At 64.2% G+C, this 22,768-nt stretch carries 19 protein-coding genes; 6 read left to right on the forward strand and 13 right to left on the reverse strand.

Annotated elements, in window-relative coordinates:
• Positions 1–188 precede the first annotated feature (188 nt).
• The gene (gene copM / locus BJG93_RS26040) at positions 189–584 is read left to right on the forward strand and encodes a CopM family metallochaperone (protein WP_027194196.1); all 396 of its coding nucleotides are present in this window, start codon (positions 189–191) and stop codon (positions 582–584) included.
• 13 nt (positions 585–597) lie between these two features.
• Here the strand turns inward: copM and BJG93_RS26045 are convergent, their stop codons facing one another.
• From BJG93_RS26045 to prpC, 5 genes are all read right to left on the reverse strand, one after another.
• Positions 598–1,839: an MFS transporter gene (locus tag BJG93_RS26045; protein ID WP_027194197.1), complete on the reverse strand. Its 1,242-nt coding sequence runs from the start codon at positions 1,837–1,839 to the stop codon at positions 598–600.
• Between the two features lie 131 nt (positions 1,840–1,970).
• Positions 1,971–2,579 carry a class I SAM-dependent methyltransferase gene (locus tag BJG93_RS26050; RefSeq protein ID WP_027194198.1) on the reverse strand — a complete coding sequence of 203 codons (609 nt, stop codon included), beginning with the start codon at positions 2,577–2,579 and terminating at the stop codon, positions 1,971–1,973.
• A gap of 9 nt (positions 2,580–2,588) precedes the next feature.
• Complete coding sequence (gene prpF / locus BJG93_RS26055; RefSeq protein WP_027194199.1) at positions 2,589–3,776, reverse strand: 2-methylaconitate cis-trans isomerase PrpF; 1,188 nt, start codon at positions 3,774–3,776, stop codon at positions 2,589–2,591.
• A 73-nt stretch (positions 3,777–3,849) separates the two neighbouring features.
• On the reverse strand, positions 3,850–6,447 hold the full coding sequence (acnD, locus tag BJG93_RS26060; RefSeq protein WP_027194200.1) for a Fe/S-dependent 2-methylisocitrate dehydratase AcnD: 2,598 nt from the start codon (positions 6,445–6,447) through the stop codon (positions 3,850–3,852).
• Between the two features lie 112 nt (positions 6,448–6,559).
• Complete coding sequence (prpC, locus tag BJG93_RS26065) at positions 6,560–7,729, reverse strand: bifunctional 2-methylcitrate synthase/citrate synthase (RefSeq protein ID WP_071336610.1); 1,170 nt, start codon at positions 7,727–7,729, stop codon at positions 6,560–6,562.
• 235 nt (positions 7,730–7,964) lie between these two features.
• On the opposite strand from prpC, the gene prpR reads away from it, so the two are divergent.
• Positions 7,965–9,923 carry a propionate catabolism operon regulatory protein PrpR gene (gene prpR / locus BJG93_RS26070; RefSeq protein ID WP_027194967.1) on the forward strand — a complete coding sequence of 653 codons (1,959 nt, stop codon included), beginning with the start codon at positions 7,965–7,967 and terminating at the stop codon, positions 9,921–9,923.
• Positions 9,924–10,021: 98 nt separating this feature from the next.
• Here prpR and BJG93_RS26075 read toward each other — a convergent pair whose 3' ends face one another.
• The 4 genes from BJG93_RS26075 to BJG93_RS26090 are packed head-to-tail and all read right to left on the reverse strand — an operon-like array spanning position 10,022 to position 13,804.
• Complete coding sequence (locus BJG93_RS26075; protein WP_027194968.1) at positions 10,022–10,450, reverse strand: hypothetical protein; 429 nt, start codon at positions 10,448–10,450, stop codon at positions 10,022–10,024.
• Entirely contained in the window at positions 10,447–11,316 is an 870-nt protein-coding gene (locus tag BJG93_RS36530; RefSeq protein WP_407675307.1) for a lysozyme, read from the reverse strand. The genes BJG93_RS26075 and BJG93_RS36530 overlap by 4 nt, the downstream gene beginning before the upstream one ends.
• A complete protein-coding gene (locus tag BJG93_RS26085; protein WP_027194971.1) occupies positions 11,250–12,872 on the reverse strand; it encodes a glycosyltransferase family protein in 1,623 nt (540 codons plus the stop codon). The genes BJG93_RS36530 and BJG93_RS26085 overlap by 67 nt, the downstream gene beginning before the upstream one ends.
• Positions 12,869–13,804, reverse strand: a complete 936-nt coding sequence (locus tag BJG93_RS26090; RefSeq protein WP_027194972.1) for a glycosyltransferase family 2 protein — start codon at positions 13,802–13,804, stop codon at positions 12,869–12,871. Before BJG93_RS26090 ends, BJG93_RS26085 begins: the two co-directional genes overlap by 4 nt.
• A gap of 366 nt (positions 13,805–14,170) precedes the next feature.
• Here BJG93_RS26090 and BJG93_RS26095 point away from each other — a divergent pair, with 366 nt between their 5' ends.
• From BJG93_RS26095 to BJG93_RS26110, 4 genes are all read left to right on the forward strand, one after another.
• A complete protein-coding gene (locus BJG93_RS26095; protein ID WP_027194973.1) occupies positions 14,171–14,866 on the forward strand; it encodes a class I SAM-dependent methyltransferase in 696 nt (231 codons plus the stop codon).
• Between the two features lie 13 nt (positions 14,867–14,879).
• Positions 14,880–15,287, forward strand: a complete 408-nt coding sequence (locus BJG93_RS26100; protein ID WP_051374236.1) for a GtrA family protein — start codon at positions 14,880–14,882, stop codon at positions 15,285–15,287.
• A gap of 302 nt (positions 15,288–15,589) precedes the next feature.
• Positions 15,590–16,948: an MFS transporter gene (locus BJG93_RS26105; RefSeq protein ID WP_027194975.1), complete on the forward strand. Its 1,359-nt coding sequence runs from the start codon at positions 15,590–15,592 to the stop codon at positions 16,946–16,948.
• A gap of 245 nt (positions 16,949–17,193) precedes the next feature.
• Positions 17,194–17,526, forward strand: a complete 333-nt coding sequence (locus tag BJG93_RS26110) for a hypothetical protein (RefSeq protein ID WP_027194976.1) — start codon at positions 17,194–17,196, stop codon at positions 17,524–17,526.
• Positions 17,527–17,545: 19 nt separating this feature from the next.
• Here BJG93_RS26110 and BJG93_RS26115 read toward each other — a convergent pair whose 3' ends face one another.
• The 4 genes from BJG93_RS26115 to BJG93_RS26130 form a co-directional block, all read right to left on the reverse strand.
• A complete protein-coding gene (locus BJG93_RS26115) occupies positions 17,546–18,736 on the reverse strand; it encodes a glycoside hydrolase family 53 protein (RefSeq protein WP_027194977.1) in 1,191 nt (396 codons plus the stop codon).
• Positions 18,737–18,892: 156 nt separating this feature from the next.
• Positions 18,893–20,857: a beta-galactosidase gene (locus BJG93_RS26120; RefSeq protein WP_027194978.1), complete on the reverse strand. Its 1,965-nt coding sequence runs from the start codon at positions 20,855–20,857 to the stop codon at positions 18,893–18,895.
• Positions 20,858–20,928: 71 nt separating this feature from the next.
• Positions 20,929–21,780, reverse strand: a complete 852-nt coding sequence (locus BJG93_RS26125) for a carbohydrate ABC transporter permease (protein ID WP_027194979.1) — start codon at positions 21,778–21,780, stop codon at positions 20,929–20,931.
• A gap of 27 nt (positions 21,781–21,807) precedes the next feature.
• Positions 21,808–22,713 (reverse strand): carbohydrate ABC transporter permease, encoded by a 906-nt coding sequence (locus BJG93_RS26130; protein ID WP_027194980.1) that lies wholly within the window; start codon positions 22,711–22,713, stop codon positions 21,808–21,810.
• Between the last annotated feature and the right edge of the window lie 55 nt (positions 22,714–22,768).

The raw sequence follows: 22,768 nt of genomic DNA on the forward strand, positions 1-22,768 counted from the left end.
GCCGTCAACCTCGTTGCGTAAGTGATGCGGCCAATGATGCTCGATGGGTCATGCGGTTGCGTCTGATTATAGGCGTGCATGGCTTTGCTTCGCTTGACCTTACCACGGTGGGAAGCGCCACGATCTTCGACGTGCCCGTTAGAATCGCGCGGAGCACGTCGCCCCCTCTTCATCAACGGAAAACCAATATGAAAAACCTTCGCGCGTTGCGCGCTCTCTGTGTATTTGGCGGTTTGGCATGCGCGGCGGCGGCTCTGCCCGCTCACGCGCAAGCTCAGGGCATGCCCGGCATGAACATGGCGAATTCGGCGCAGGCGGACGCGGGCGCATCGACGCAAGCCTTCAAGGCCGCAGACGAGCGCATGATGCATGACATGAGCGCCCCCGAATACACCGGCGACGCCGACCGGGATTTCGTCGCGCACATGATCCCGCATCATCAGGGCGCGATCGACATGGCGCAGGCGGAATTGAAATACGGCAAAGACCCGGAGATCAAGCGGCTCGCGCGCAATATCATCAAGGCTCAGCATGAGGAGATCGCGTTCATGCAGCGCTGGCAGGCGAAGCACGGCGGCAAGTAACGCACCGCGAGCATCACCAGCGTGGCTGCTTGCGCAACAGCGGCGTCATCGCGATCAGACCGATGATCGGCCCTGGCAGCAGCAGCCACGCGACGCGCACGTCGAGCGCATGAAACACGCTCGTCGACCATAGGATCGAGCATGCGGACAGGAAAAAGCCGCAGCTGTTTTGCAGCGTCAACGCGCCGCCGATCTTGTCGGCGGGACAAGCCTTGACGGACAGCGCCGAAAACTGCGGCGAATCGGCGATCACACTGATGCCCCACACGAGCAGCAGTGCGAGCTGCACGGCGGTGCCGAGCGCGGTGGTCAGCGGATAAATCGCGCACAGCGTGCCCGAGATCGTCAACGCGAAAGCGGCGGTACGCGCGCTGCCGACCGATTTGCTCAGCTTGCCGCCCAACAGGCAGCCGAGCGCACCGATCGCGATGATCAGGAACGACCACAATGCGACGGTGCCCGGTGCCGCGGGCGCGCCGCTCGCAAACGCGCGCTGCACGAGCAGCGGCGTCAGCGTCCAGAACGCGTACAACTCCCACATGTGACCGAAATAGCCGAGCGCGGCCGCGCGAAACTCGCTGATGCGCACGACCTGGCCGACGCCCGCCGACAAACCGAAGCGGCGGTTGCCCGAGCGCCGAGCGTGCGGCCCCTCGCCGAGCGCGAACACCAGCACCGCGCCGATCACCGCGAGCACCGACGAGGTGAGCACCACGGTTTGCCACGGCACGCCCGACAGCAACGCGCGAATCGCATGCACCGACGCCGTGCCGAGCGTCAGCATCGCGACGAGCAACGCGAGCGTTTGTGCGGCGCGACGGGGGTCCCAGGTGACGAGCAGCTTCATTCCGAGCGGATAAATGCCCGCGAGCGCGACGCCCACGCCGAAGCGAAACACGAGCGCCGACGCGAGCCCGCCGCTGCACAGGGCGAACAGCGCATTCAAGGTCGCGCCGAGCACGCCGCAGACGGCGAACACCTTGCTCGCCGACACGCGATCCGCGAGTCCGGTGGTCGCCGACAGCAAGGTCCCGACAATGAAGCCGGCCTGCACCGCATTGGTCAGCCAGCCGATACCGGACGCGCTCAGGTGCCAGGCAATCTGCAGATCGCGCATCGCGCCGTTCGCGCTGAACCACAACGACGTACCGAGCAGCTGCGCAATCGCGATCACGAGCACCGCGCGTTTGGCGCGCGCGCGCTCTCGCGCCGCGTCGCCGGAATTCGTTGCGTCGGCGTCCAGCCCGTTCTGCATGGTGCCTCCTGGGCGACGGTTCCAAGCCGGCCGCCAGCAGTGGATGGGGAGCGGCGCCGGTGTCGAGCGGCCATTGTAGAGGACGCTTCGCATCGGCGAATGCGGTGGATGCGAAGCGCCTGGATCGCGGATTACCGGAACACTAACCGCGTCCACGTCACGCCGCTAAGGCGGTTGACCTGTTGAACCGACGAGGTGCGCAACTCGCGCACGAGTCGCAGGCCTTGCGCGCTCGCAAGCCGGATCGTCTCTTCGGGCGCGACGTCGAACATGCGGCGACCGGCGGGGACCGGTCCATGCCGCAGCGACATGATCAGCACGCCGCCGTCGCGCAGCAGCGACGCAATGTGCGGCATCGCGCGTTGGCGTTGACACGCGTCGAGGTGCATCCAGACGGCAGTGAGCATGACCACGTCGAAGCTGGCGCGCTTCGCTAGCAGCACCGCCAGCTCGGGCAGGCTATCGTCGAGCCACTCGATGCGCGTGGACGGATGCATCTGGCGTGCCGCGTTGCGCAATGCGTCGACCGGTTCGACCGCGACCACCGTATGCCCCATCGCCGCGAGCGCGGCCGCGTCCGTGCCGATGCCCGCGCCGATATCGACGATTCGCGACGGCGCCTGCGGTATCCACTCGAGAATCGGCCCATGCCGGTCCGCAAACGACAGCGTCCGCCATCGTCCGATCAGCGTTTCGGCCTGCTGCGCGTAGCCTTCGGTGCCGCTGACGTTGGCCGACATCGACGTCGCTCAGCCGAGCGGCGGCACCCTGACCCACCCCTCCATCAACACGCGCGCGCTACGGCTCATCATCGCCTTCGTGACGACCCACTCGCCGTCCTTGAGACTCGCCTGCGCGCCGACCCGCAACGTGCCCGACGGATGTCCGAAGCGCACCGACTCGCGCGCGCCGCCGCCCGCCGCCTGATTGACGAGCGTGCCCGCGATCGCCGCCGCGGTGCCGATCGCGACCGCGGCCGTGCCCATCATCGCGTGATGCAGCTTGCCCATCGACATCGCGCGAACCAGCAGGTCAACGTCGCCCGCGCGCACCGGCTTGCCGCTCGACGCGACATAATCGACCGGCTTCGCGACGAACGCGACCTTCGGCGTGTGCTGCCGCGTCGCGATCTCGTCGAGATGTTCGATGAGCCCCATGCGCAGCGCGCCGTGCGCGCGAATCGTCTCGAACATCGCGAGCGCCTTCGCGTCGCCATTGATCGCGTTCTGCAACTCGGTGCCCTTGTAGCCGATTGCTTCGGCGTCGACGAAGATCGTCGGGATGCCCGCGTTGATCATCGTCGCCTTCAATGTGCCGACGCCGGGCACCTCGAGGTCGTCGACGAGGTTGCCGGTCGGGAACATCGCGCCGCCCGCGCCTTCCTCGTCGGCGGCCGGATCGATGAATTCGAGCGGCACTTCGGCGGCCGGAAAGGTCACGCCGTCGAGCTCGAAGTCGCCGGTTTCCTGCACCGCGCCGTTCATCATCGGCACGTGCGCGATGATCGTCTTGCCGATATTGGCCTGCCAGATGCGCACGATCGCGATGCCGTCGCGCGGCACGCGACTCGCATCGAGCAGGCCGGCGCTGATCGCGAACGGTCCCACCGCGGCCGACAGGTTGCCGCAATTGCCGCTCCAGTCGACGAACGCCTGATCGATCGACACCTGCCCGAATAGATAGTCGACGTCGTGATCTGGCCGGCTGCTGCGCGAAATGATCACGGTCTTGCTGGTGCTCGACGTCGCGCCGCCCATGCCGTCGATCTGCTTGCCGTACGGATCAGGACTGCCGATCACGCGCATCAGCAGCGCGTCGCGCGCGGCGCCGGGTCGTTGCGCGGCCTCGGGCAGATCCTGCAGACGGAAAAACACGCCCTTGCTGGTGCCGCCGCGCATATAGGTGGCCGGAATCTTGATCTGGGGAAGCTGCGCCATGAAAGTGTCCTGAGGTGACGTGTTCTTTGATGAAGAGGGATGCGGCGCGTCGAGCCGCATCCCCCTGCTTTGTTCAGGCTGCTGCCTTGGTCGACTCGAGAAAGTCCTGTGCGAAACGCTGCAGCACGCCGCCGGCTTCGTAGATCGATACTTCTTCGGCCGTATCGAGCCGGCAGGTCACCGGCACTTCGACGCGCTCGCCATTGCGGCGATGAATCACCAGCGTCAGGTCGGCGCGCGGCTTGCGCTCGCCGATCACCTCGAACGTCTCGGTGCCGTCGATGCCGAGCGTCAGACGATTCACGCCGGGCTTGAATTCGAGCGGCAACACGCCCATGCCGACGAGGTTCGTGCGGTGAATCCGCTCGAAGCCTTCCGCGACGATCGCTTCGGTGCCCGCCAGCCGCACGCCCTTCGCTGCCCAGTCGCGCGACGAACCCTGGCCATAGTCGGCGCCCGCGATCACGATCAGCGGCTGCTTGCGCTCCATATACGTTTCGATCGCTTCCCACATGCGCGTGACCTTGCCCTCGGGCTCGATGCGGGCGAGCGAACCGGCCTTCACCTGGCCGTTCTCGAGCACCATCTCGTTCTTCAGCGTCGGATTTGCGAAGGTCGCGCGCTGCGCGGTCAGGTGATCGCCGCGGTGCGTCGCATACGAGTTGAAGTCCTCTTCGGGCAAGCCCATTTTCGTCAGGTATTCGCCGGCCGCACTGTCGGGCAGAATCGCATTCGAGGGCGACAGGTGATCCGTCGTGATGTTGTCGCCGAGCACGGCCAACGCGCGCATGCCCTTCAGCGTGCGCTCGCCGGCGAGCGCGCCTTCCCAGTACGGCGGACGGCGAATATAAGTGCTTTCTTCGCGCCAGTCGTACAGCGGATCGGCTTGCGCGCCAGTGTCGGCGGAGAGCGCGAACATCGGTTCATACACCTTGCGAAACTGCTCCGGCTTCACGCTCGCCGCGACGATCGCATCGACCTCCGCATCCGACGGCCAGAGATCTTTCAGCGTGACCGCATGACCGTCGGCATCGACGCCGAGCACGTCCTTCTCGATGTCGAAGCGGATCGTGCCCGCGATCGCATAGGCGACCACGAGCGGCGGCGAGGCGAGAAACGCCTGCTTCGCGTACGGATGGATCCGGCCGTCGAAGTTGCGGTTGCCCGACAGCACGGCGGTCGCATACAGATCGCGCTCGATCACTTCCTTCTGGATCACCGGGTCCAACGCGCCGGACATGCCGTTGCACGACGTGCACGCATACGCGACCACGCCGAAGCCCAGCTGTTCGAGTTCGGGCAGCAGCCCCGCCTCTTCCAGATACAGCGTGACCGCTTTCGAGCCAGGCGCGAGCGAGCTCTTGACCCACGGCTTACGCACGAGTCCGCGCCGGTTCGCGTTGCGTGCCACGAGGCCGGCCGCGATCATGTTGCGCGGATTGTTCGTATTGGTGCAGCTCGTGATCGCCGCGATGATCACCGCGCCGTCCGGCATCAGACCCGGCTCGTTCTCGACCTTGCCGCTGACGCCGCGCGCGGCCAGCTCCGACACCGGCAAGCGGCGATGCGGATTCGACGGCCCGGCGAGCGTGCGCACCACGCTCGACAGATCGAACTTCAGCACGCGCTCGTACTCGGCGTGGTTCAGCGTATCGGCCCACAGGCCGGTTTGCTTCGCATAGGTTTCGACGAGTCGGACGAGCTCGTCGTCGCGGCCGGTCAGCTTCAGGTAGCGGATAGTCTGCTCGTCGATGTAGAACATCGCGGCGGTGGCACCGAACTCGGGCGCCATATTCGCGATCGTCGCGCGATCGCCCAGGGTCAGGTTCGCGGCGCCTTCGCCGTAAAACTCGAGGTACGCGCCGACCACCTTCTGCTTGCGCAAAAATTCGGTCAACGACAACACCACGTCGGTCGCGGTGATGCCCTCGCCTGGCTTGCCGCTCAGCTCCACGCCGACGATGTCGGGCAGTCGCATGTACGACGCGCGGCCGAGCATCACGCTCTCCGCTTCGAGCCCGCCGACGCCGATCGCGATCACGCCGAGCGCGTCGACCATCGGCGTATGCGAGTCGGTGCCGACGAGTGTGTCGGGAAACGCGACGCCGTCCTTCACCTGCACGACCGGGCTCATGCGCTCGAGGTTGATCTGATGCAGGATGCCGTTGCCCGGCGGAATCACGTCGACGTTGCGAAACGCGCGCTTGGTCCAGTTGATGAAATGGAAGCGGTCTTCGTTGCGGCGATCTTCGATCGCGCGATTCTTCGCGAACGCGTCGGGATCAAAACCGCCGCATTCAACCGCCAACGAGTGATCGACGACCAGCTGCGTCGGCACCACCGGATTCACGAGCGCCGGATCGCCGCCTTGCGCGGCGATCGCATCGCGCAGACCCGCCAGATCGACGAGCGCGGTCTGGCCGAGAATGTCGTGACACACGACGCGCGCCGGGAACCATGGAAAATCGAGCTCCCGTTTGCGCTCGATGATCTGTTTCAGCGAAGCGATCAGCGTCACCGGATCGCAGCGGCGTACCAGGTTTTCGGCGAGCACGCGCGACGTGTACGGCAGCCTGTCGTAGGCGCCGGGCTCGATCGCATCGACCGCGGCACGCGTATCGAAGAAGTCGAGCTCGGTGCCCGGAAGGCGTTTGCGGTTGGCAGTATTCATGACGTAGGGACAGGACGGTTAGCGGCCGCCGGACAGTATGCCGGCGGCGTCGGGCGGCGCTTCACTCGCGCGGCCGGCCGGATAGTGCGGGTAGTTTAGCTCGCAGCTCAGCTCAAACGCGCTTCGCCAGCGGCACGAACGGCAGATCGTCCGGTCCGGTGTAATTCGCGCTCGGCCGGATGATCTTGTTGTCGACGCGCTGCTCGATGATGTGCGCGCTCCATCCCGCCGTACGCGAGATCACGAACAGCGGCGTGAACATCGCGGTCGGCACGCCCATCATGTGATACGACACCGCGCTGAACCAGTCCAGGTTCGGGAACATCTTCTTCGCGTCCCACATCACCGATTCGAGCCGCTCGGCGATCGAGAACAGCTTCAGATTGCCGGCTTCCTTCGACAGCTTTTTCGCGACTTCCTTGATCACCTTGTTGCGCGGGTCCGAGATCGTGTACACCGGATGGCCGAAGCCGATCACGACTTCCCTGTTCCCGACGCGGCGGCGGATGTCGGCTTCGGCCTCGTCGGGCGTCTGGTAGCGCGACTGGATCTCGAACGCGGCTTCATTGGCGCCACCGTGTTTCGGGCCGCGCAGCGCGCCGATCGCGCCGGTGATCGCCGAGTAGATGTCCGAGCCCGTGCCCGCGATCACGCGGCCGGTGAACGTCGACGCGTTGAACTCGTGCTCCGCATACAGGTTCAGCGACACATGCATCGCGTCGACCCACGCCTTCGACGGCGCGACGCCATGCAGCAGATGCAGGAAGTGGCCGCCGATCGAATCGTCGTCGGTTTCGACTTCGATGCGCTTGCCGTTGTGCGAGTAGTGATACCAGTACAGCAGCATCGAGCCGAGCGAGGCCATCAGCTTGTCGGCGATGTCGCGCGCGCCGGGCAGGTTGTGATCGTCCTTCTCCGGCAGCACGGTGCCGAGCACCGACACGCCGGTGCGCATCACGTCCATCGGATGCGCGGCGGCGGGAATCCATTCGAGCGCGGCCTTCACGTTGGCGGGCAGCCCGCGCATCGACTTCAGCTTGGTCTTGTACGCGCCCAGTTCGACCTGGGTCGGCAGCTTGCCGTGCACCAGCAGATGCGCGACTTCCTCGAACTCGCACGCGCTAGCGATATCGAGAATGTCGTAGCCGCGATAGTGCAGATCGTTGCCGGTCTTGCCGACCGTGCACAGCGCGGTGTTGCCCGCGGTCACACCGGACAGTGCGACGGATTTTTTCGGCTTGAAAGCGCCTGCGTTCGGCGTGCTGTTGTCTGCTTCGCTCATTGATCGTCTCCGGAACGGGTTGGAATGTGGCCACTGTTTCAACTGGACCACCTTGTGAGCAAAGAATGGGCCATGCCGCGGACCGCCGGCTAAGTGCATGATTTGACGCCGGTCTCGCCAAACGATCGTGCCAGACGCCGCACATCGCATTTCATAAATGAAATTGCGGATTTCAATCCGGCAATGAATACCCGCATAATAGACACCTACCCTACCCCGCCGCGAGCCGCCGACCGTGAGCACGCCTCTTTACGAACCGCCGCAGCGTCCCCGCGTCTGGGCGCTCAGCATCAGCCGCCTACGCGATCTGTTCTTCGACATCGCCGGCGAATATGTGGAACGCGCGGATGTTCGCATCGTGTCGCACGCCTTCGAAGACGCCGTGCGCGAAATCGAAGCCGCGGGCGCCGCGCGTCCCGACGTCGTGCTCGCGGGCGGCTCGAACGGCGCGTATCTGAAGACGCGGGTGTCGGTGCCGGTCGTGCGGATCAACCCGACCGGCTACGACGTGATGCATGCGCTCGCGCGCGCGCGTCGCGAAGGCGCGCGCGTCGCGCTCGTCACGCACGGCGACACGCCCGACGAAGTGCATCGCTTCGCCGCCGCATACGCGCTCGACGTCACGTTCGCGTCGTATCAGTCGGCGCAGGACGCCGAGAGCGTCGTGCTCGATCTCAGCGATCGCGGCATCGACGTCGTGGTCGGACCTGGGTTGGTCACCGACATCGCCGCGAGCGCGGGTATGGGGGCGGTATTTCTGTACTCGCGCGCGTCGGTGCGCGCCGGCTTCGACACCGCACTCGAAGTCGCGCAGGCGACGCGCCGCGAAACCGTGCGACGTCAGCGGCTCGACACGCTGCTGCAACATCTGCGCGACGGCGTGGTCGCGCTCGATGCGCAAGGCCGCGTCGAGGTTATGAACCAGCGTCTCGCGAGCGTACTCGGCATCGACGCTGCGAAGGCGGCCGGCCGCGCGCTGCACGATCTCGCGCCGGACCTCGCGGGCAGTCTGCCGGATGCCGACGGCGACAGCTTCTGCACGGTGCGCGGCGCGAGCTATGTCGTGCATCGGGGGCCGCTCGCGAGCGCCGGCGCGGCGGCGGGCACCGTGCTGACGTTTCAGGAATCGCGCGCGGTCGAGCGGCTCGATCGCACGCTGCGTGCGCGTCAACGCGTGCAGCAGTTCACCGCGCGTTACCGGCTCGACGATATCGTCGGCGCGTCGGCATCGATCGAACGGGTGCGCGCGCTGGTCACGCGTTATGCGAGGTCGGACGCGACCGTGCTGATTCTCGGCGAGAGCGGCACCGGCAAGGAGATGGTCGCGCAGAGCATGCATCAACTGAGCGCGCGGCGCGACTTCGCGTTCGTCGCGATCAACTGCGGCGCGTTTCCGGAGGCGTTGCTCGAAAGCGAGCTGTTCGGCTACGAGGAAGGCGCGTTCACCGGCGCGCGCAAGGGCGGCAAGGCGGGGCTGATCGAAGTCGCGCATCGCGGCACGCTGTTTCTCGACGAGATCGGCGAGATGCCATTGCCGTTGCAAAGCCGTCTGTTGCGCGTATTACAGGAGCGCGAGGTGGTGCGGCTCGGTTCGACGGAGCCGATGCGCGTCGATATCCGCGTCGTCGCGGCGACGCATCGCGCGCTAACCGACAGCGTTGCCGCCGGCAGTTTCCGCGCCGATCTGTATTACCGGCTCAACATTCTCAGCATCGCGTTGCCGCCGCTGCGCGAACGGCCGAACGACCTGCTGCCGCTCGCCGCCGAGCTGTTGCGCCAGGCGGCTGCGCGCGAGCGGAGGCTGGCTGCACGCGTGCCCGACGCGGCTACCGCCGCGCGCATGCTCGAGGGTTTGGGCGCGGCATTGCGGCGCTATGCGTGGCCGGGCAATGTGCGCGAGTTGCAGAACGTGATCGAGCGGATCGCGGTCGAGCTGGCGGATAGCGATGCGGATACGGATGCAAGCGCGGCGCTCGTCACGCGCGACATGCTGCGTGCAATCGCGCCGGAGATCGTCGAGCCCATCGCGAGCGCGAAGCCGGCGGCGCTGACGCTGCGCGAGCGCAGCCGTCATATCGAAGCCGATGAAATCCGCGCGGTGCTCGCGGTTCACGACGGCGATCGCGATGCGGCTTGCGCCGCGTTGGGCATCAGCAAGACGACGTTGTGGCGCAAGCTGAATTCGGGGCGTTAGGCTTGGGGCGGGGTCTGAAGCGCTGCGCCGGAACGCCGGATCGGGACGCCTCGCGATAGACGATCGAAAAGCTTTGCTAGCCCTTTCGTCCGAGATGATTACGGTCTGACTGCTCGTACGATCACGCCGTTCCAGCCGAACACGACGCGATGCGCATCCATACGGAATATGGCCGCGCAATTGTCGCTGTCGAGCAGTAGGGTCTTCGCGGGCAAGCCGGTATCTTCGAGGTTGATGCCGTAATAGTCTTTCAGCTTCGGCGCGGTATCGACCGTGCGAACGCTGAAACCGTTGTGCGGACGGCAGCGCTCGCCCGCAAATTCCATCTGACCGGTCGATATGCTCAAGACGGCGCCAAGCAGCTTTTTTGCCTCCGGTATGCCTCCGGAAACATCGCTGTATCCAACCACATCGGTAACGGTCCATTTTCCATTGAATGATGAGGGGGTGGCCGTCGGCTCGGTCGCGAAGCAGGTGGTCGCAGTCAAGCAAATGATCAGCGCTAGATATAGTGGTTTGAGCGTCACGGCCGCTGCATCCTGAAAGGCGCCGATTCACGCACTCGCCGATTCGCGAGTCCCCGACTCCTGCGCGGCGGCCCAATCGGGCGCCCTCGCCGATCGCGCGGGGTCACCATTACATTGAGTGACATATGGTGCGCGACACCCTCCATATCGCCCCGATTTGCAGGGTCCAACGTCTCTCGCGTATTCCGATTTGTCGAGTTATATGCGAAAGAGACCGCCGCGTCGAACTGCGCTTGTGTCAGCGGGTGCTCGGTGACCGTTGCCCTAACGAGCCGCTCGGCGTCGTGAACGCGGGCCGTTAAGATAGCGTTCACCTGTTCCGGCAAGACCGCGCGCTGCAACTCCCCAGGCGTGCAGGGCCCGAGGTGCGCCAGCGTTCCCACGCCCCATGTGCAGTTTCCGTTGACGGGCGCATCGTTGTAGTAGTGCATGACCACGCCCTCGTTGACCCTGAGTGCGGCGTAACCTTCAGCGCTCATCTTCATTGCGTCGTTTGCGCGCGGGGTATCTGCTGCCATCTTATCTCCCAAGAAATAAATGCCCCGGTGACAGCGATTGACAACTTGCTCGCCGCCCCAGAGGCAAACAAATTTACCACCGCTCGCCTTACTTGAAGCGCGATGCAGTTCATTTTGGGCCGTCGCCCATCTGACTGGAAAGCGCGCGAAGCGCACGACGCGATCCTGAAGGCGATCGAAGCGACGCTGAAGGGAGGGGAAGGCCCCCCAACGCGCGAGGCGACTGCCCGCGCAGTAATCGTTTCGACGCGAAGTGATGACGGCGTAACCCTGATGCGCCGTTAGCGACAGTTGCGCCGCTCGTAGAGCGACCATTCGGCCTCGTGCGTCACCAGCTCGACATCGCATTCGCTATTGGCGAAGAAATTATTCGGCAATGGCCCTTCCTTGCGAACGAAGAAATAGCGGTACTGCCGGCCATTGTCCCTGGTCCAGTCGAAACGTCCCGGATCGTGTTCGAGCGTCAGGGGGGCGATGGGCATCATGCCCGGCCTGAAGCGCGCGATCTGCGGCACGTAAGTCGCGAAGTTCGGATCGACGAAACCGTGTTTCTCCGCCTGATACCACAGCGACTGGTGCTCGTACGCAACCGGACTCCGGTATGCGGGACTCGCGCGATCGAAAATCAGGCTCAGCGCGCGTTGATTCGGTTCGGTCCGCGACAGCAGCTCGTCCAGCGGCGCATTTTCGACGGCGAAACGATGCAAGCGAATCGTCTGATCCGCAAAAAAGATCCAGCACCCGGCGATGATCAGCGCTTGCACGCCGACGCCAAGCAGCGCGCCCCCGGCCGAACCGGACGACGCACGGCGAGCGTCGCTCGCGGAGGTTTGCGGCGCGCAGAACATGAACGCATAGGCGGGCAGCAGAAACACCGCGAAACGGTGATACAGGTACGCCGTCTTCAGCGCCGTGCCGGGCACGAGGAACCACACAAACGCCACCGCGAGCATCGGCACGATGACCGAGCGATCCGGATTGATCCTGTTGCGCCACAGCCACGGCGCGGCGAACATCAGCGCGACGAGCGGCAAATACGCGGCCACGCTTTTGTTCATGCCCCACACGTAGACGGGCAGCGAGAGCACCCGCGCCAGGTCGAAGCCCCATTTGAAGACGTCTACGCCGGGCACCGTCTGCCCGAGTAGCGGATCGGTCGCGCGGCTCCACCACATATACGCGAGGCACAGCACGCCGAGCGGTACGAACGGCGCGAGCGCGAGTATCTTGCGCGCGAGGGTCTTCTGTTTGAAGAGCACGAAGCCCGCGCCGATCACCATCGAGAACAGAAACACGAGCCCGTGACAGAAGAACAGCGCGGTGCCCGCAACGAACATCCATACGCCCTTCCTGACGGACGACGCCTTCGCATAGTCGTGCGAGAGCCACATGAACAGAATGCCCAACGGTGTCGCGACCAGAAACGTATAGAAGCCCCACACGAAGGCGAAGCCGAAAAATCCCGGCACGAACAGCCAGTCGAGCCGTGGATCGCCGCCCAGATACCGGCGAAAGCCGACGCACGACGCCACGAACGCAAAGTACGCGAGCATCAGCACGCCATTGAGCGCGGCGCCGATCGGCATCAGATACGTGAGCGGCAGCGCAAGGCCGTAGCCGACGAGGTACGGCGTTAGCAAATTGAGCTGCACGAGGTTTTGCCAGGGCGACGTATGCTCGAGCAGATCGCGCAGCAACATCACCTGTCCCGCGTGTTGCGGCAAGTCGACCAACGGCGGACGCGGTGCGATCCAGAACAAGGCTCCGCCATACAGCACGGTAACGATGAAAAGCACGCGCGGGAGAATTGCGGCGAGTCGGCCGGAGCGCGAAAACAGCGCGCCTGCGGACGCCGCGTCGACACCGGCACTCGCCGGCGCGGAACGATCGACGGGAGAATTCATAAGGTTTGCTCGATGATGAAACGAGGACGCTGCTTGGTTTCGGCGTATGTCTTCGAGATGTAGCCGCCGATCACCCCGAGGAAGAGCAACTGGATACCGCCGAGAAAATACATCGGAATCACCGTCGAAGCCCAACCGGGCACGGTGAGGTTGGTGAAGATGCGCGCATACGCGGCCCATGCGCCGAAGCCCAGCGAACCGATCGCCAGCAATGCGCCGATGCGCGTACTCCATTGCAGGGGGACCGCGGAGAACGACGTGATGCCGTCGAGCGCGAGAACGAGCATTTTGCTAAGCGGGTATTTGCTCTCGCCCGCAAAGCGCGGAGCGCGCTCGTATTCGACGATCGCCGTCTTGAATCCGAGCAGCGGAATAATGCCGCGCAGGAAAAGATTGACTTCCTGAAACTGGCGCAACGCTTCCACGGTCTTGCGGCTCATCAGCCGGAAATCCGCGTGGCCCGGCAGGATCTCGACGCCGAACGTTCTGAGCAGCTTGTAGTAGTTGCGCGCGGTGACGCGCTTGAAGAACGTATCCGTCGTCCGCTTGTGACGCACCCCGAAGACGATTTCCGCGCCCGACCGATATTCCGCGAGCATGCGCGGAATGGCTTCGATATCGTCCTGAAGATCGGCGTCGAGGCTGACGAGCACATCGCCCTGAGCCGTCATCAGGCCGGCAAGCAGCGCATTCTGATGGCCGCGATTGCGCGACAGTTTGATGCCGCCGCAGCGGGCGTTCTGCGCATGCAGCGCTTCAATGATTGACCAGGTCCGGTCGCGGGAACCGTCGTCGATGAACGTGATGCGGCTTTCGTTACTGATGTCGCCGGCTTCGATCAATCGCTCCAGAAGTGCCAGAAGCCGCTTACTCGTCTCGAAAAGTACCTCTTCTTCGTTGTAGCACGGTACGACGAGATTCATCGTCGTCATAGGCAAATCCCCATTCTGTAGCTGGCTCGACCCAGAGTCAGGCGCAGAGTCCGGCGTTTAACCTGTTTGGACATTAGTACGCATCGCCGATCACAGGCAAGGATAAGGACCTGTTTGTCCGAAAAACACTAAGCGATCGGAAAAGGTCAAATTGGAGCCGCGACGGAATTACCACGCGGGAAATACGACCCCCATTTTTTACTGACCCATCGTCAACCGACCATGATCGATATGCAAGGAAATGCGATTGTTCTCACGGTCCCGTATGATTGTGTCGTGGCGGCAATAGGCAATAGATGAACCGTCACGCCCGATCGTTTCCCCACTGGCCTTTGCAACCGATGTTTTGCGGTGAGGATGAACAACATGGACAAAGCCGAGTTCGACAGCTTTGCTGACGAATATCTTTCGCTGCACGCCCGTAACATCGCGGCATCCGGAGAAGGGCCGGAATTTTTCGCCGAGTACAAGATTCGCGATATCGCCGAGGAGATGGCGCGACGCGATGCGCTGCCCGCGCGCATGCTCGATTTCGGATCGGGCGTAGGCACGTCGATTCCGTGGGTGAAGCGCTATTTGCCAAGCGCACAGCTTACCTGCGCGGACGTATCGGAGCGTTCATTGGAAGTCGCGCAAAGCCGCTTCCCCGGTTCGTCGCGCTTCGTCCACTTCGACGGCCACACGCTGCCTTTCGAGCAGGGCGAATTCAATCTCGCCTATGCGATGTGCGTGTTCCATCACATCGATCACGCCGAGCATGTTCATTTGCTAGGCGAGCTGAAGCGCGTCGTGGGTCCGCGGGGCACGGTCGTCATCTTCGAGCACAATCCGCTGAACCCGCTAACCGTCAGGGCAGTCAACACCTGCGAGTTCGACGTGAACGCGAAACTGATCACCGCGCGCAACATGAAACAGGCGTGCCTCGATGCCGGCTTTTCCGACGTCGTCGTGCGCTTCCGGATTTTCTTTCCTCACCTGCTGGCGAAACTTCGTCCGCTCGAAAAATATCTGACCCACGTTCCGCTCGGCGCGCAATACGCGGTCTACGCGAGTGCCGCATGAAGGCGGTGTTTCAATGAACGATCTGCGCACGACCGCCCCGCGTACCGAACCCGTTCGCCAGTTCATCAAGTATCTGCTGGTTGGCGGCCTGAATACGGCGATCTCGGCCGTGATTATCTTCATCGTGCAAGCGGCGGGCGCTATTCCCGTGGTCGCCAATATAGTCGGCTACGCCATCGGAGTGTCATTGAGCTTCGCGCTCAACAGCAAGTACACGTTCAAGACGGCGGCAACGCGGCACACCGCCATCCGCTTTCTGATCGTCGTGCTGATCTCCTATCTGGCCAACCTCGCCACGATGGTTTCGGTGTTGCATCTCACACATGCGCCGTACTTCGCTCAACTGTGCGGCATTCCCGTCTACGTCATCGTCGGCTTTCTCGGCAACCGGTATTGGGCGATGCGAGCGCGCGCGCGCTGATCAGGCGCGTCCGATCGAAGCCTTCCGCCAGCGCCGGCTTTGCGTATGCCGGGTATTCCCCCGTTGACCCAATCCATCTCGTTATTTACAGTGGCGCGCGTTCGCAAGAAGAATCACCGTTCTATATGCGAACAAATGCCCCGCCCGGCGCGGTTCCGTCAAGCCGATCCGTCCGGGTATGATTCATTGCCGAAGCAGAGCCCGTTTGCCCGGGCGCAGGCATCATGCGCCGCCGTCAGACGGCGTACAGTCTTAACAAGAATAGCTCGTCGTGGCGTGCCTTTCGCTGTCAGGAGACCATCATGAACCGCAGCCCCGCTGTGAACGTTCAAACCTTCATCAACGAGCATCCGTTTTCGCCGTTCCAGTGGCTGATTTTTTTCATGTGCTTCATCATCGTCCTGCTGGACGGTTTTGACACCGCTGCGATCGGCTTCATCGCGCCTTCGCTGATCACCGAATGGGGTATCGACAAGCCCGCGCTCGCGCCGGTACTGAGCGCCGCGCTGTTCGGCCTAGCATGCGGTGCGCTCGGCTCGGGGCCGCTGTCCGACCGTCTCGGGCGTCGCTCGATGCTGATCGGCTCGGTGCTGCTATTCGGCGTCGCCTGCCTCGCGTCGGCGTTCTCGACCGGCATCGACCAACTGACCGTGCTGCGCTTCATCACCGGCGTCGGCCTCGGCGCCGCGATGCCGAACGCGGTGACGATGATGGGCGAGTACTGCCCGGACAAACGCCGCGCCACCGTGATCAACCTGATGTTCTGCGGCTTTCCGCTCGGCGCCGCGTTCGGCGGTTTTCTCGCCGCGTGGATGATTCCGCATCTCGGCTGGCGCAGCGTGCTGATCCTCGGCGGTGTCACGCCGCTGCTGCTGTTGCTGCTGTTGCTCGCCAGGATGCCGGAGTCGGTCCGCTACATGGTTGCGAATAACAAGCCGGCCGAACGGATTCGCGCGGCACTCGCGCGCATTTCGGGCGACGCGGTGCAAGCCGCCGGTTTCATCATGACCGAAACCGCGCCGCAAACCGGCGGCAAGGGTCTCGGCGTCGTGCTGTCGCGCTCGTACATCGTCGGCTCGGTGATGCTGTGGCTCGCGTACTTCATGGGCCTCGTGATCTTCTACGCGTCGATTAACTGGATGCCGATCCTGCTGAAGGACGCCGGCCTCACGCCGCAACGCGCGACGCTGATCTCCGCGCTGTTCCCGCTCGGCGGCGTCGGCGCGGTGCTGGCCGGCGTGCTGATGGACCGCTTCAACGCGAACCGCGTCATCGCGGTCTGCTATGCACTGACCGCCGTCAGCGTGTACTTCATCGGTCAGGCGGCCGGCAACGTGGGCGCGCTCGTGCTGATCGTGTTTGTCGCCGGGGTGCTGATGAACACCGCGCAATCGTCGATGCCGGCGCTCGCCGCCGCGTTTTACCCGACCGCGGGCCGTGGCACGGGCGTCGCGTGGATGCTCGGCGTCGGCCGCTTCGGCGGCATCGCGGGCTCTTTCCTCGTCGCCGAACTGGCGCGCCGCCACTTTTCGTTCGGCGGCATCTTCGCGACGATCGCGGTCGCGGGTCTGCTGTCGTGCGTCGCGCTGCTGATCAAGCAGGCCGCACGGCCCCACGTGGCCGAAGCGGGTGCGTCGAAAGCGGAGTCGTTCGGGCACTGAGCGGGCGATGGCGCGTGCGCGCTAACGGACCGATAACGGGTTCGATCGAGTGGTGATCCCAAGCCGCGCTGCGATTCGCAGCGCGGCTTTTCTGTTTGGCTCCTGCGGCACGGTGATCCACGCCTGCAAAATGCACCGCGCGGCGCTTGCCGATACACTACGCAGCTATTCATCCGCGCGCAGCCCGGCACCGGCGGCCACCGCCGTTCCCGCGCCCGCCGCCGTCTCATCTCAGGATTCAGGTAATGAAACGCGTAGTCATATCCGCGCTCGTCGCGTTGTGCGTCGCGCTGCCGGCCGCTCCGGCCGTCGCGCAGAGCGTCAGCGATCAATGTTTCGCGCTCGGCGACATCGCCGGTCAGGTCGCGTCGTGGCGCACCCACAAGAAGACCAAAGCCCAGGCGCTCGATCAGGCCGCCCGCTACTACACAGACCCGTCCGATCGCGCGGCCGTCGACGCGATCATCGAAAAGCTCTACCGCCCCGACGCGCCGCACATGACGCCCGATCAGGCGAGCATGGCGATCACGTCGGCGTGCGTGAGTCGGCACAAGGGGCAGGCTGCGCCGGCACCGTGATGCCGGCGTGTGACCAACGCTAGGGCCGCCGGAACGCATCCAGCGACGACAACGCATTGCCGTGGAAATCGAACAGCGTGTTGTTGTCCCACTGATCGCCGGCGCCGACTTTCCAGCCGACGTTCGGCGTCGGAATCCATTCGGGCTCCCACCAGAACACGCCCTTGCCGTGGCCGTCGGGGATCGCCTTCACGATGTCGGTCACCGCGCCGAGAAACTGCGCCTGCCCGGCGGGCGTCTGCGGGTACGGCGAGGTGCCGACATTGGTCATCGAGTCCGGCTCCGAATCGCCGTCGCTGGTGGTCCACGGATACGCGGTCTCGACCACGATCACGTCCTTGTCGTAGCGCGTCGCGAGGTCGTTCACGTTGCCCTGCAGGTCGCTGAACGAGCCCTGCCACTGCGGGTAGTACGACAAGCCGATCACGTCGAATGTGACGCCGCGCTGCGTCATGCTGTCGAACCACCAGCGGCTCGTCGCGTTGTTGCCGCCGCTGTCGATATGCAGCATCACCTTGATGCGTCCATCGACGGATTTGACCGCATCGTGCCCGGCCTTCAGCAGTGCCGCGAGGTTATCGAGCTGATCGTACTTGCCAAGCGGCCACAGCATGCCGCCGGTAATCTCGTTGCCGATCTGCACCCACTCGGGATGCACGCCGTCGCGCTCAAGCATCTGCAACACATTCGACGTGTACGCCGACAACAACGCGCAGGTCTCGGTGATGTCCTTGCCGGCCCAGGCGTGCGGCGGGTACTGCTTGCCCGGATCGGCCCACCAGTCGCTGTAATGGAAGTCGATCAGAATGCGCAGGCCGAGCGCGGCGGCGCGGCGCGCGAGGGTGGGTACGTGCCCGGCGTTGTTCCAGCCGGCCGCGGGACTCTGATTGGCCGGAAAGAAGTCGGGATTGCCGGGGTCATTCCACACCTTGATACGGATCGAATCGACGCCGTGACTTTTCAGAATCTGCAGGCAGTCGTGCGCCTCGCCATGCTCGTAGTACTTCGCGCCATTCGCTTCGAGTTCGAGCAACGTCGAGACATCCGCGCCCATCGCGAAACGGTTCGCGCGCGCGGCGGCGTCCTGCGCGGGGGCGTTTGCGGGTACCTCCGCTTGTTCCCCTGCAACAGCGGGCGCGCCGAGCGTCGCACCGACACCCGCCGCCGCTGCGGCGCCCGCCAGCCATCCCAGCATTTCTCTTCGGTTCATCCGTCATCCTCCATCGATTGAATGGCGGCTCTGTGCGCGCCGCCTGGTCCTGGTTTGATGCGTCCGTTGCAACCTACGAGTCTTGAACTGCGAGTTTTCAGGCTGTTTCTGCCACTTCCTCCCTGGTTGAGTTCCCGACGTGAAAACCACGCCGCGTCACGCGTCCTTCCACACGCATACGTCGCCGGTATTCAGCCGGGGCTCGCCGAGCACGAACGTCGCATGGCGCGGCGCAGGCGCCTGCACCGGTTGCGCGCCGAAATTGAATGCGAAGGTCAGGCCGCCGCGGCGGCGAAGCCGCAGCCCGTCGGCGAGCAGTTGCGTATCGAGGCCCGCCTCGTGCGCCGCCTGCCGCAACACCGTGCGATGCAGTTCATGCGACAGCCAGCCGGCCACGTAGCGCACGTTGCCGTGCGTCAGCAACGCAGGCCACGCATCGTCGAAGCGCGCGGCAATGCGGGTCTCGCCATTGGCGCGCACATGCTCGCGCCAGTTCAGCGCGTGACCCTCCGTGCCGTCGATCGACAGCGCGGGCGCCAGCGTCGGCCGCAGCGTCTCGACTTCGAGCACCTGCATCGGCAGCACGCGCTGCAACGCGCCGGGCGGCAGATTGCCGGGAATTGCGAACGCGTCGGTCTTCGAGCCGCTGCGCGGACCGAACACCCATTTCGCGTTCGAACGCGCGATCCGCTCGACGAGCGCGGCGTCGATCACCGCAAGACTCGGCACGACGACTAGCTGGTAGCCCGACAGATCGGCGCGGCTCGACACGATATCGACATCCAGTCCGAGTTCGCGCAGCGACTCGTAGTAGTCGAACGCGAGCGTCTGATAGTCGAAGCTCTTGCCATGGCGCTGGATGTCGAACATCCACTGCGTGTCGTAGTCGAATACCAGCGCGGTCGCCGCGGGCGCGGGCGCGGCGAGCGTCGAGAGAACGGCACTGCCCGCGATTTCACGCGCGGCCCGTTGCACCTCGAGGCCACCGGGCGACAGTTCGTTGTTGGGCAGATTGAGCCCGGAGTGCATCTGCTCCTGCGCATACGGGCACTGGCGCCAACGGAAATACGACACCAGCTCCGCGCCATGCGCGAACGCCTCGTATGCCCACAGCCGCACCATGCCCGGCGCGGGCACCGGATTCCACGACGCCCAGTTCACCGGACCGGCCTGCTGCTCCATCACCCAGAAGCGGCCACCGCCAATGCCCCGGTAGCGGTCGTGATCGAACGCCGATACATCGGGATGCCCGGTGCGCGCGAAGCGCGCCTTCTGCTCCAGCGGCAACCCGATCGATTCGGTGCGCGCGATCGGATAGCTGTCCCATGCGGCGACGTCGATCGCGTTGTCGGCGGCGAAGCGATAGTGATCGAAGGTCGTGAAAAAGCCCATGAAGTTGTGCAACATGTCTGCATTCGGCGCGTGCTCGCGCAACACGTCGATCTGCTCGCGATGGAAGCTCGCCACCTCGTCGGACATGAAGCGGCGAAAGTCGAGCAGATGGATCGGATTGGCGTCGGTGGGCGTCAGCGTCGGCAGGCCGATCGCGTCGAACGACGGGTACTCCATGCTCCAGAACACGTTGCCCCACGCGTCGTTCAACGCGCCGATCGTTTCGTAGCGCCGCGCCAGCCACGCGTGAAAGCGCTGCAACGCCGCGGCCGAATAGCTCGGCACCGTGTCGTGGCAGCCGAGTTCGTTATCGGTCTGCCATGCGACGATCGACGGATGCCGTCCATAGCGCCTGGCCATCGCGGTGACGATGCGCACGCATTCACGCCGGTACGTGGCGCTCGACATATCGTAGTGACGCCGCGAGCCGAAATTCCAGCGCGTGCCGTCCGAGCGCACCGGCAACACGTCCGGATGCGCATCGACGAGCCACTTCGGCGGCGCAGCGGTCGGCGTGCCGAGCACGAGTTTCAGGCCCGCTTTCGCGAGCGTTTCGACGGCTTCGTCGAGCCATTGCCAGTCGTATTCGCCGGCGCGCGGCTCCATGCGGCTCCACGCGAATTCGGCGATCCGCACATGCGTGATGCCGAGTTCGACCATACGTTGCGCGTCGTCGGCCCACATCGCGCGCGGCCATTGTTCCGGGTAGTAGCAGACACCAAATTGCATGTGAGAGTCTCGTGGTGAGTTGACGTCGAACCGTCGTTTCAATCGTGTTTCAATCGTGTTTCAAGCGCCGTTTATCCCTTGCTCGCCCCGAAGGTCAGTCCGGCGACGAAGTGCCTTTGCATTCCGAAGAACATCAGCACCGAAGGCAATGCAGCCAGCACCGAGCCCGCCGCGACGAGGTTCCACGCGGTCGTCCATTGCCCTTTCAGCGCCGCGACGCCCACCGTGATCGGCGCGGCCTCGTCGCCTTGCGTGAGGCACAGCGCCCAAAAGTAGTCGTTCCACACGAACGTGAATACGAGGATCGCGAGCGCGGCGAGTGCGGGGCGGATCAGCGGCAGCACGATACGCAGATAGATCGTCCACTCGCCCGCGCCTTCCACACGCGCGGCCTCGATCATCTCGAACGGAAGTTGCTTGATGAAGTTGCGTAGAAACAAGGTGCAAAAGCCGGTTTGAAACGACACATGAAAGATCACCAGCGCCCATACGGTGTTGAACAGGCCGAACTTCAGCGCCATGTCGCGGACCGGAATCATCAGGATCTGGATCGGCACGAAATTGCCGGCGACGAACGCGAACAGCACGGCCGTGTTGCCCGGAAAGCGGTACGTCGCCAACGCGAAGCCCGCCATCGACGCCAGCACGATCGCGCCGACTACAGACGGCACCGTGATCAGCACGCTATTGGCGAAGTAATGCAGCATCGGCGTTTGCGTGAGCGCGGTGCCGTAGTTCTCCAGTAGCGCGAAGTGTTTCGGCCACGTCCAGTAATCGCCTTGCGACAACTCGTCGGTCGAGCGGATCGACGTCAACAGCACGGCGAGCATCGGCAGCAGCCAGATAAACAGCGCGAGCGGCAGCGAGGCCTTGTAAAGGGTGCGATTCAGCGGTTTCCAGCGTTCGACGGGAAGCGGATACATGACCTTGTACTCCTGACGTTCAGGGAATCAGCGTTCCTCGCGCAGCATGCGGCGCAGATGGAACACGATATAGACGAGCATGATCGCGAACAGCACGACCGCAATCGCGGCGGAATAGCCTTCGCGGTAATACTTGATCGCCTGGTCGTACATGAAATAGGCGAGCACGGTGGAACTGTCGAACGGACCGCCGCCACTCATCACCGCGATCAGATCGAAGCTGCGCAGCGCGCCGATCACGGTCAGCACCACCGCCATGAAGGTGGCAGGCCGCAATTGCGGCAGGATCACGTGCCACAGCAGTCGTAGCCCTTGCGCGCCTTCCATGCGCGCGGCCTCGACCACTTCGGGATTGATACCGGTGAGCCCGGTCAGATACAGGATCATGCAGAACGGCGCCTGCGGCCACAGCGCGGCGAAGATGATGCCGAACGTGACCGTGTGGGGATCACCGAGCACCGGAATGCCACGGCCGACGATCAAGCGCAGCAGCCCGAACGTCGGGTCGTAGAACCAGCTGAAGACGAGACCCACCACGACACCCGACAACACGAAGGGCGCGAAAAACAGCGACTTCACGACACGCATGCCGCGCACATGCTGGTTCAGATAAAGCGCGAACAGCAGACCCAAAGGCGGCGCGAGCAGAAACAGCGCGAGCCAGATCAGATTGTTCTTCAGCGCCGTGTAGAAGGTATCGGACTGGAACAGCTCGACGTAATTGGCGAGACCCGCGAAGGTCTTCGGCGTCATGCCGTCCCAGTGGTAGAAGCTCAGCGAAATGCTGCTGATGATCGGATAGATCACGCACAGCGCGAATAACGCGCAGCCCGGCAGCAGAAAGAAAAACGCGGCGCGATGCTGATGACGGCGCGTCGTCGAGACGCGACGGTGCCGCGCCGCGGGCAGGCGGCGCACTGCGGTATGAGACATGGAACGGCCTCGTCGGAAATCGAAGGCGGAATCTGGGCCCTGAAACCGGCCGCGA

The organism is Paraburkholderia sprentiae WSM5005 (genome assembly GCF_001865575.2).
Lineage (GTDB): Bacteria > Pseudomonadota > Gammaproteobacteria > Burkholderiales > Burkholderiaceae > Paraburkholderia > Paraburkholderia sprentiae.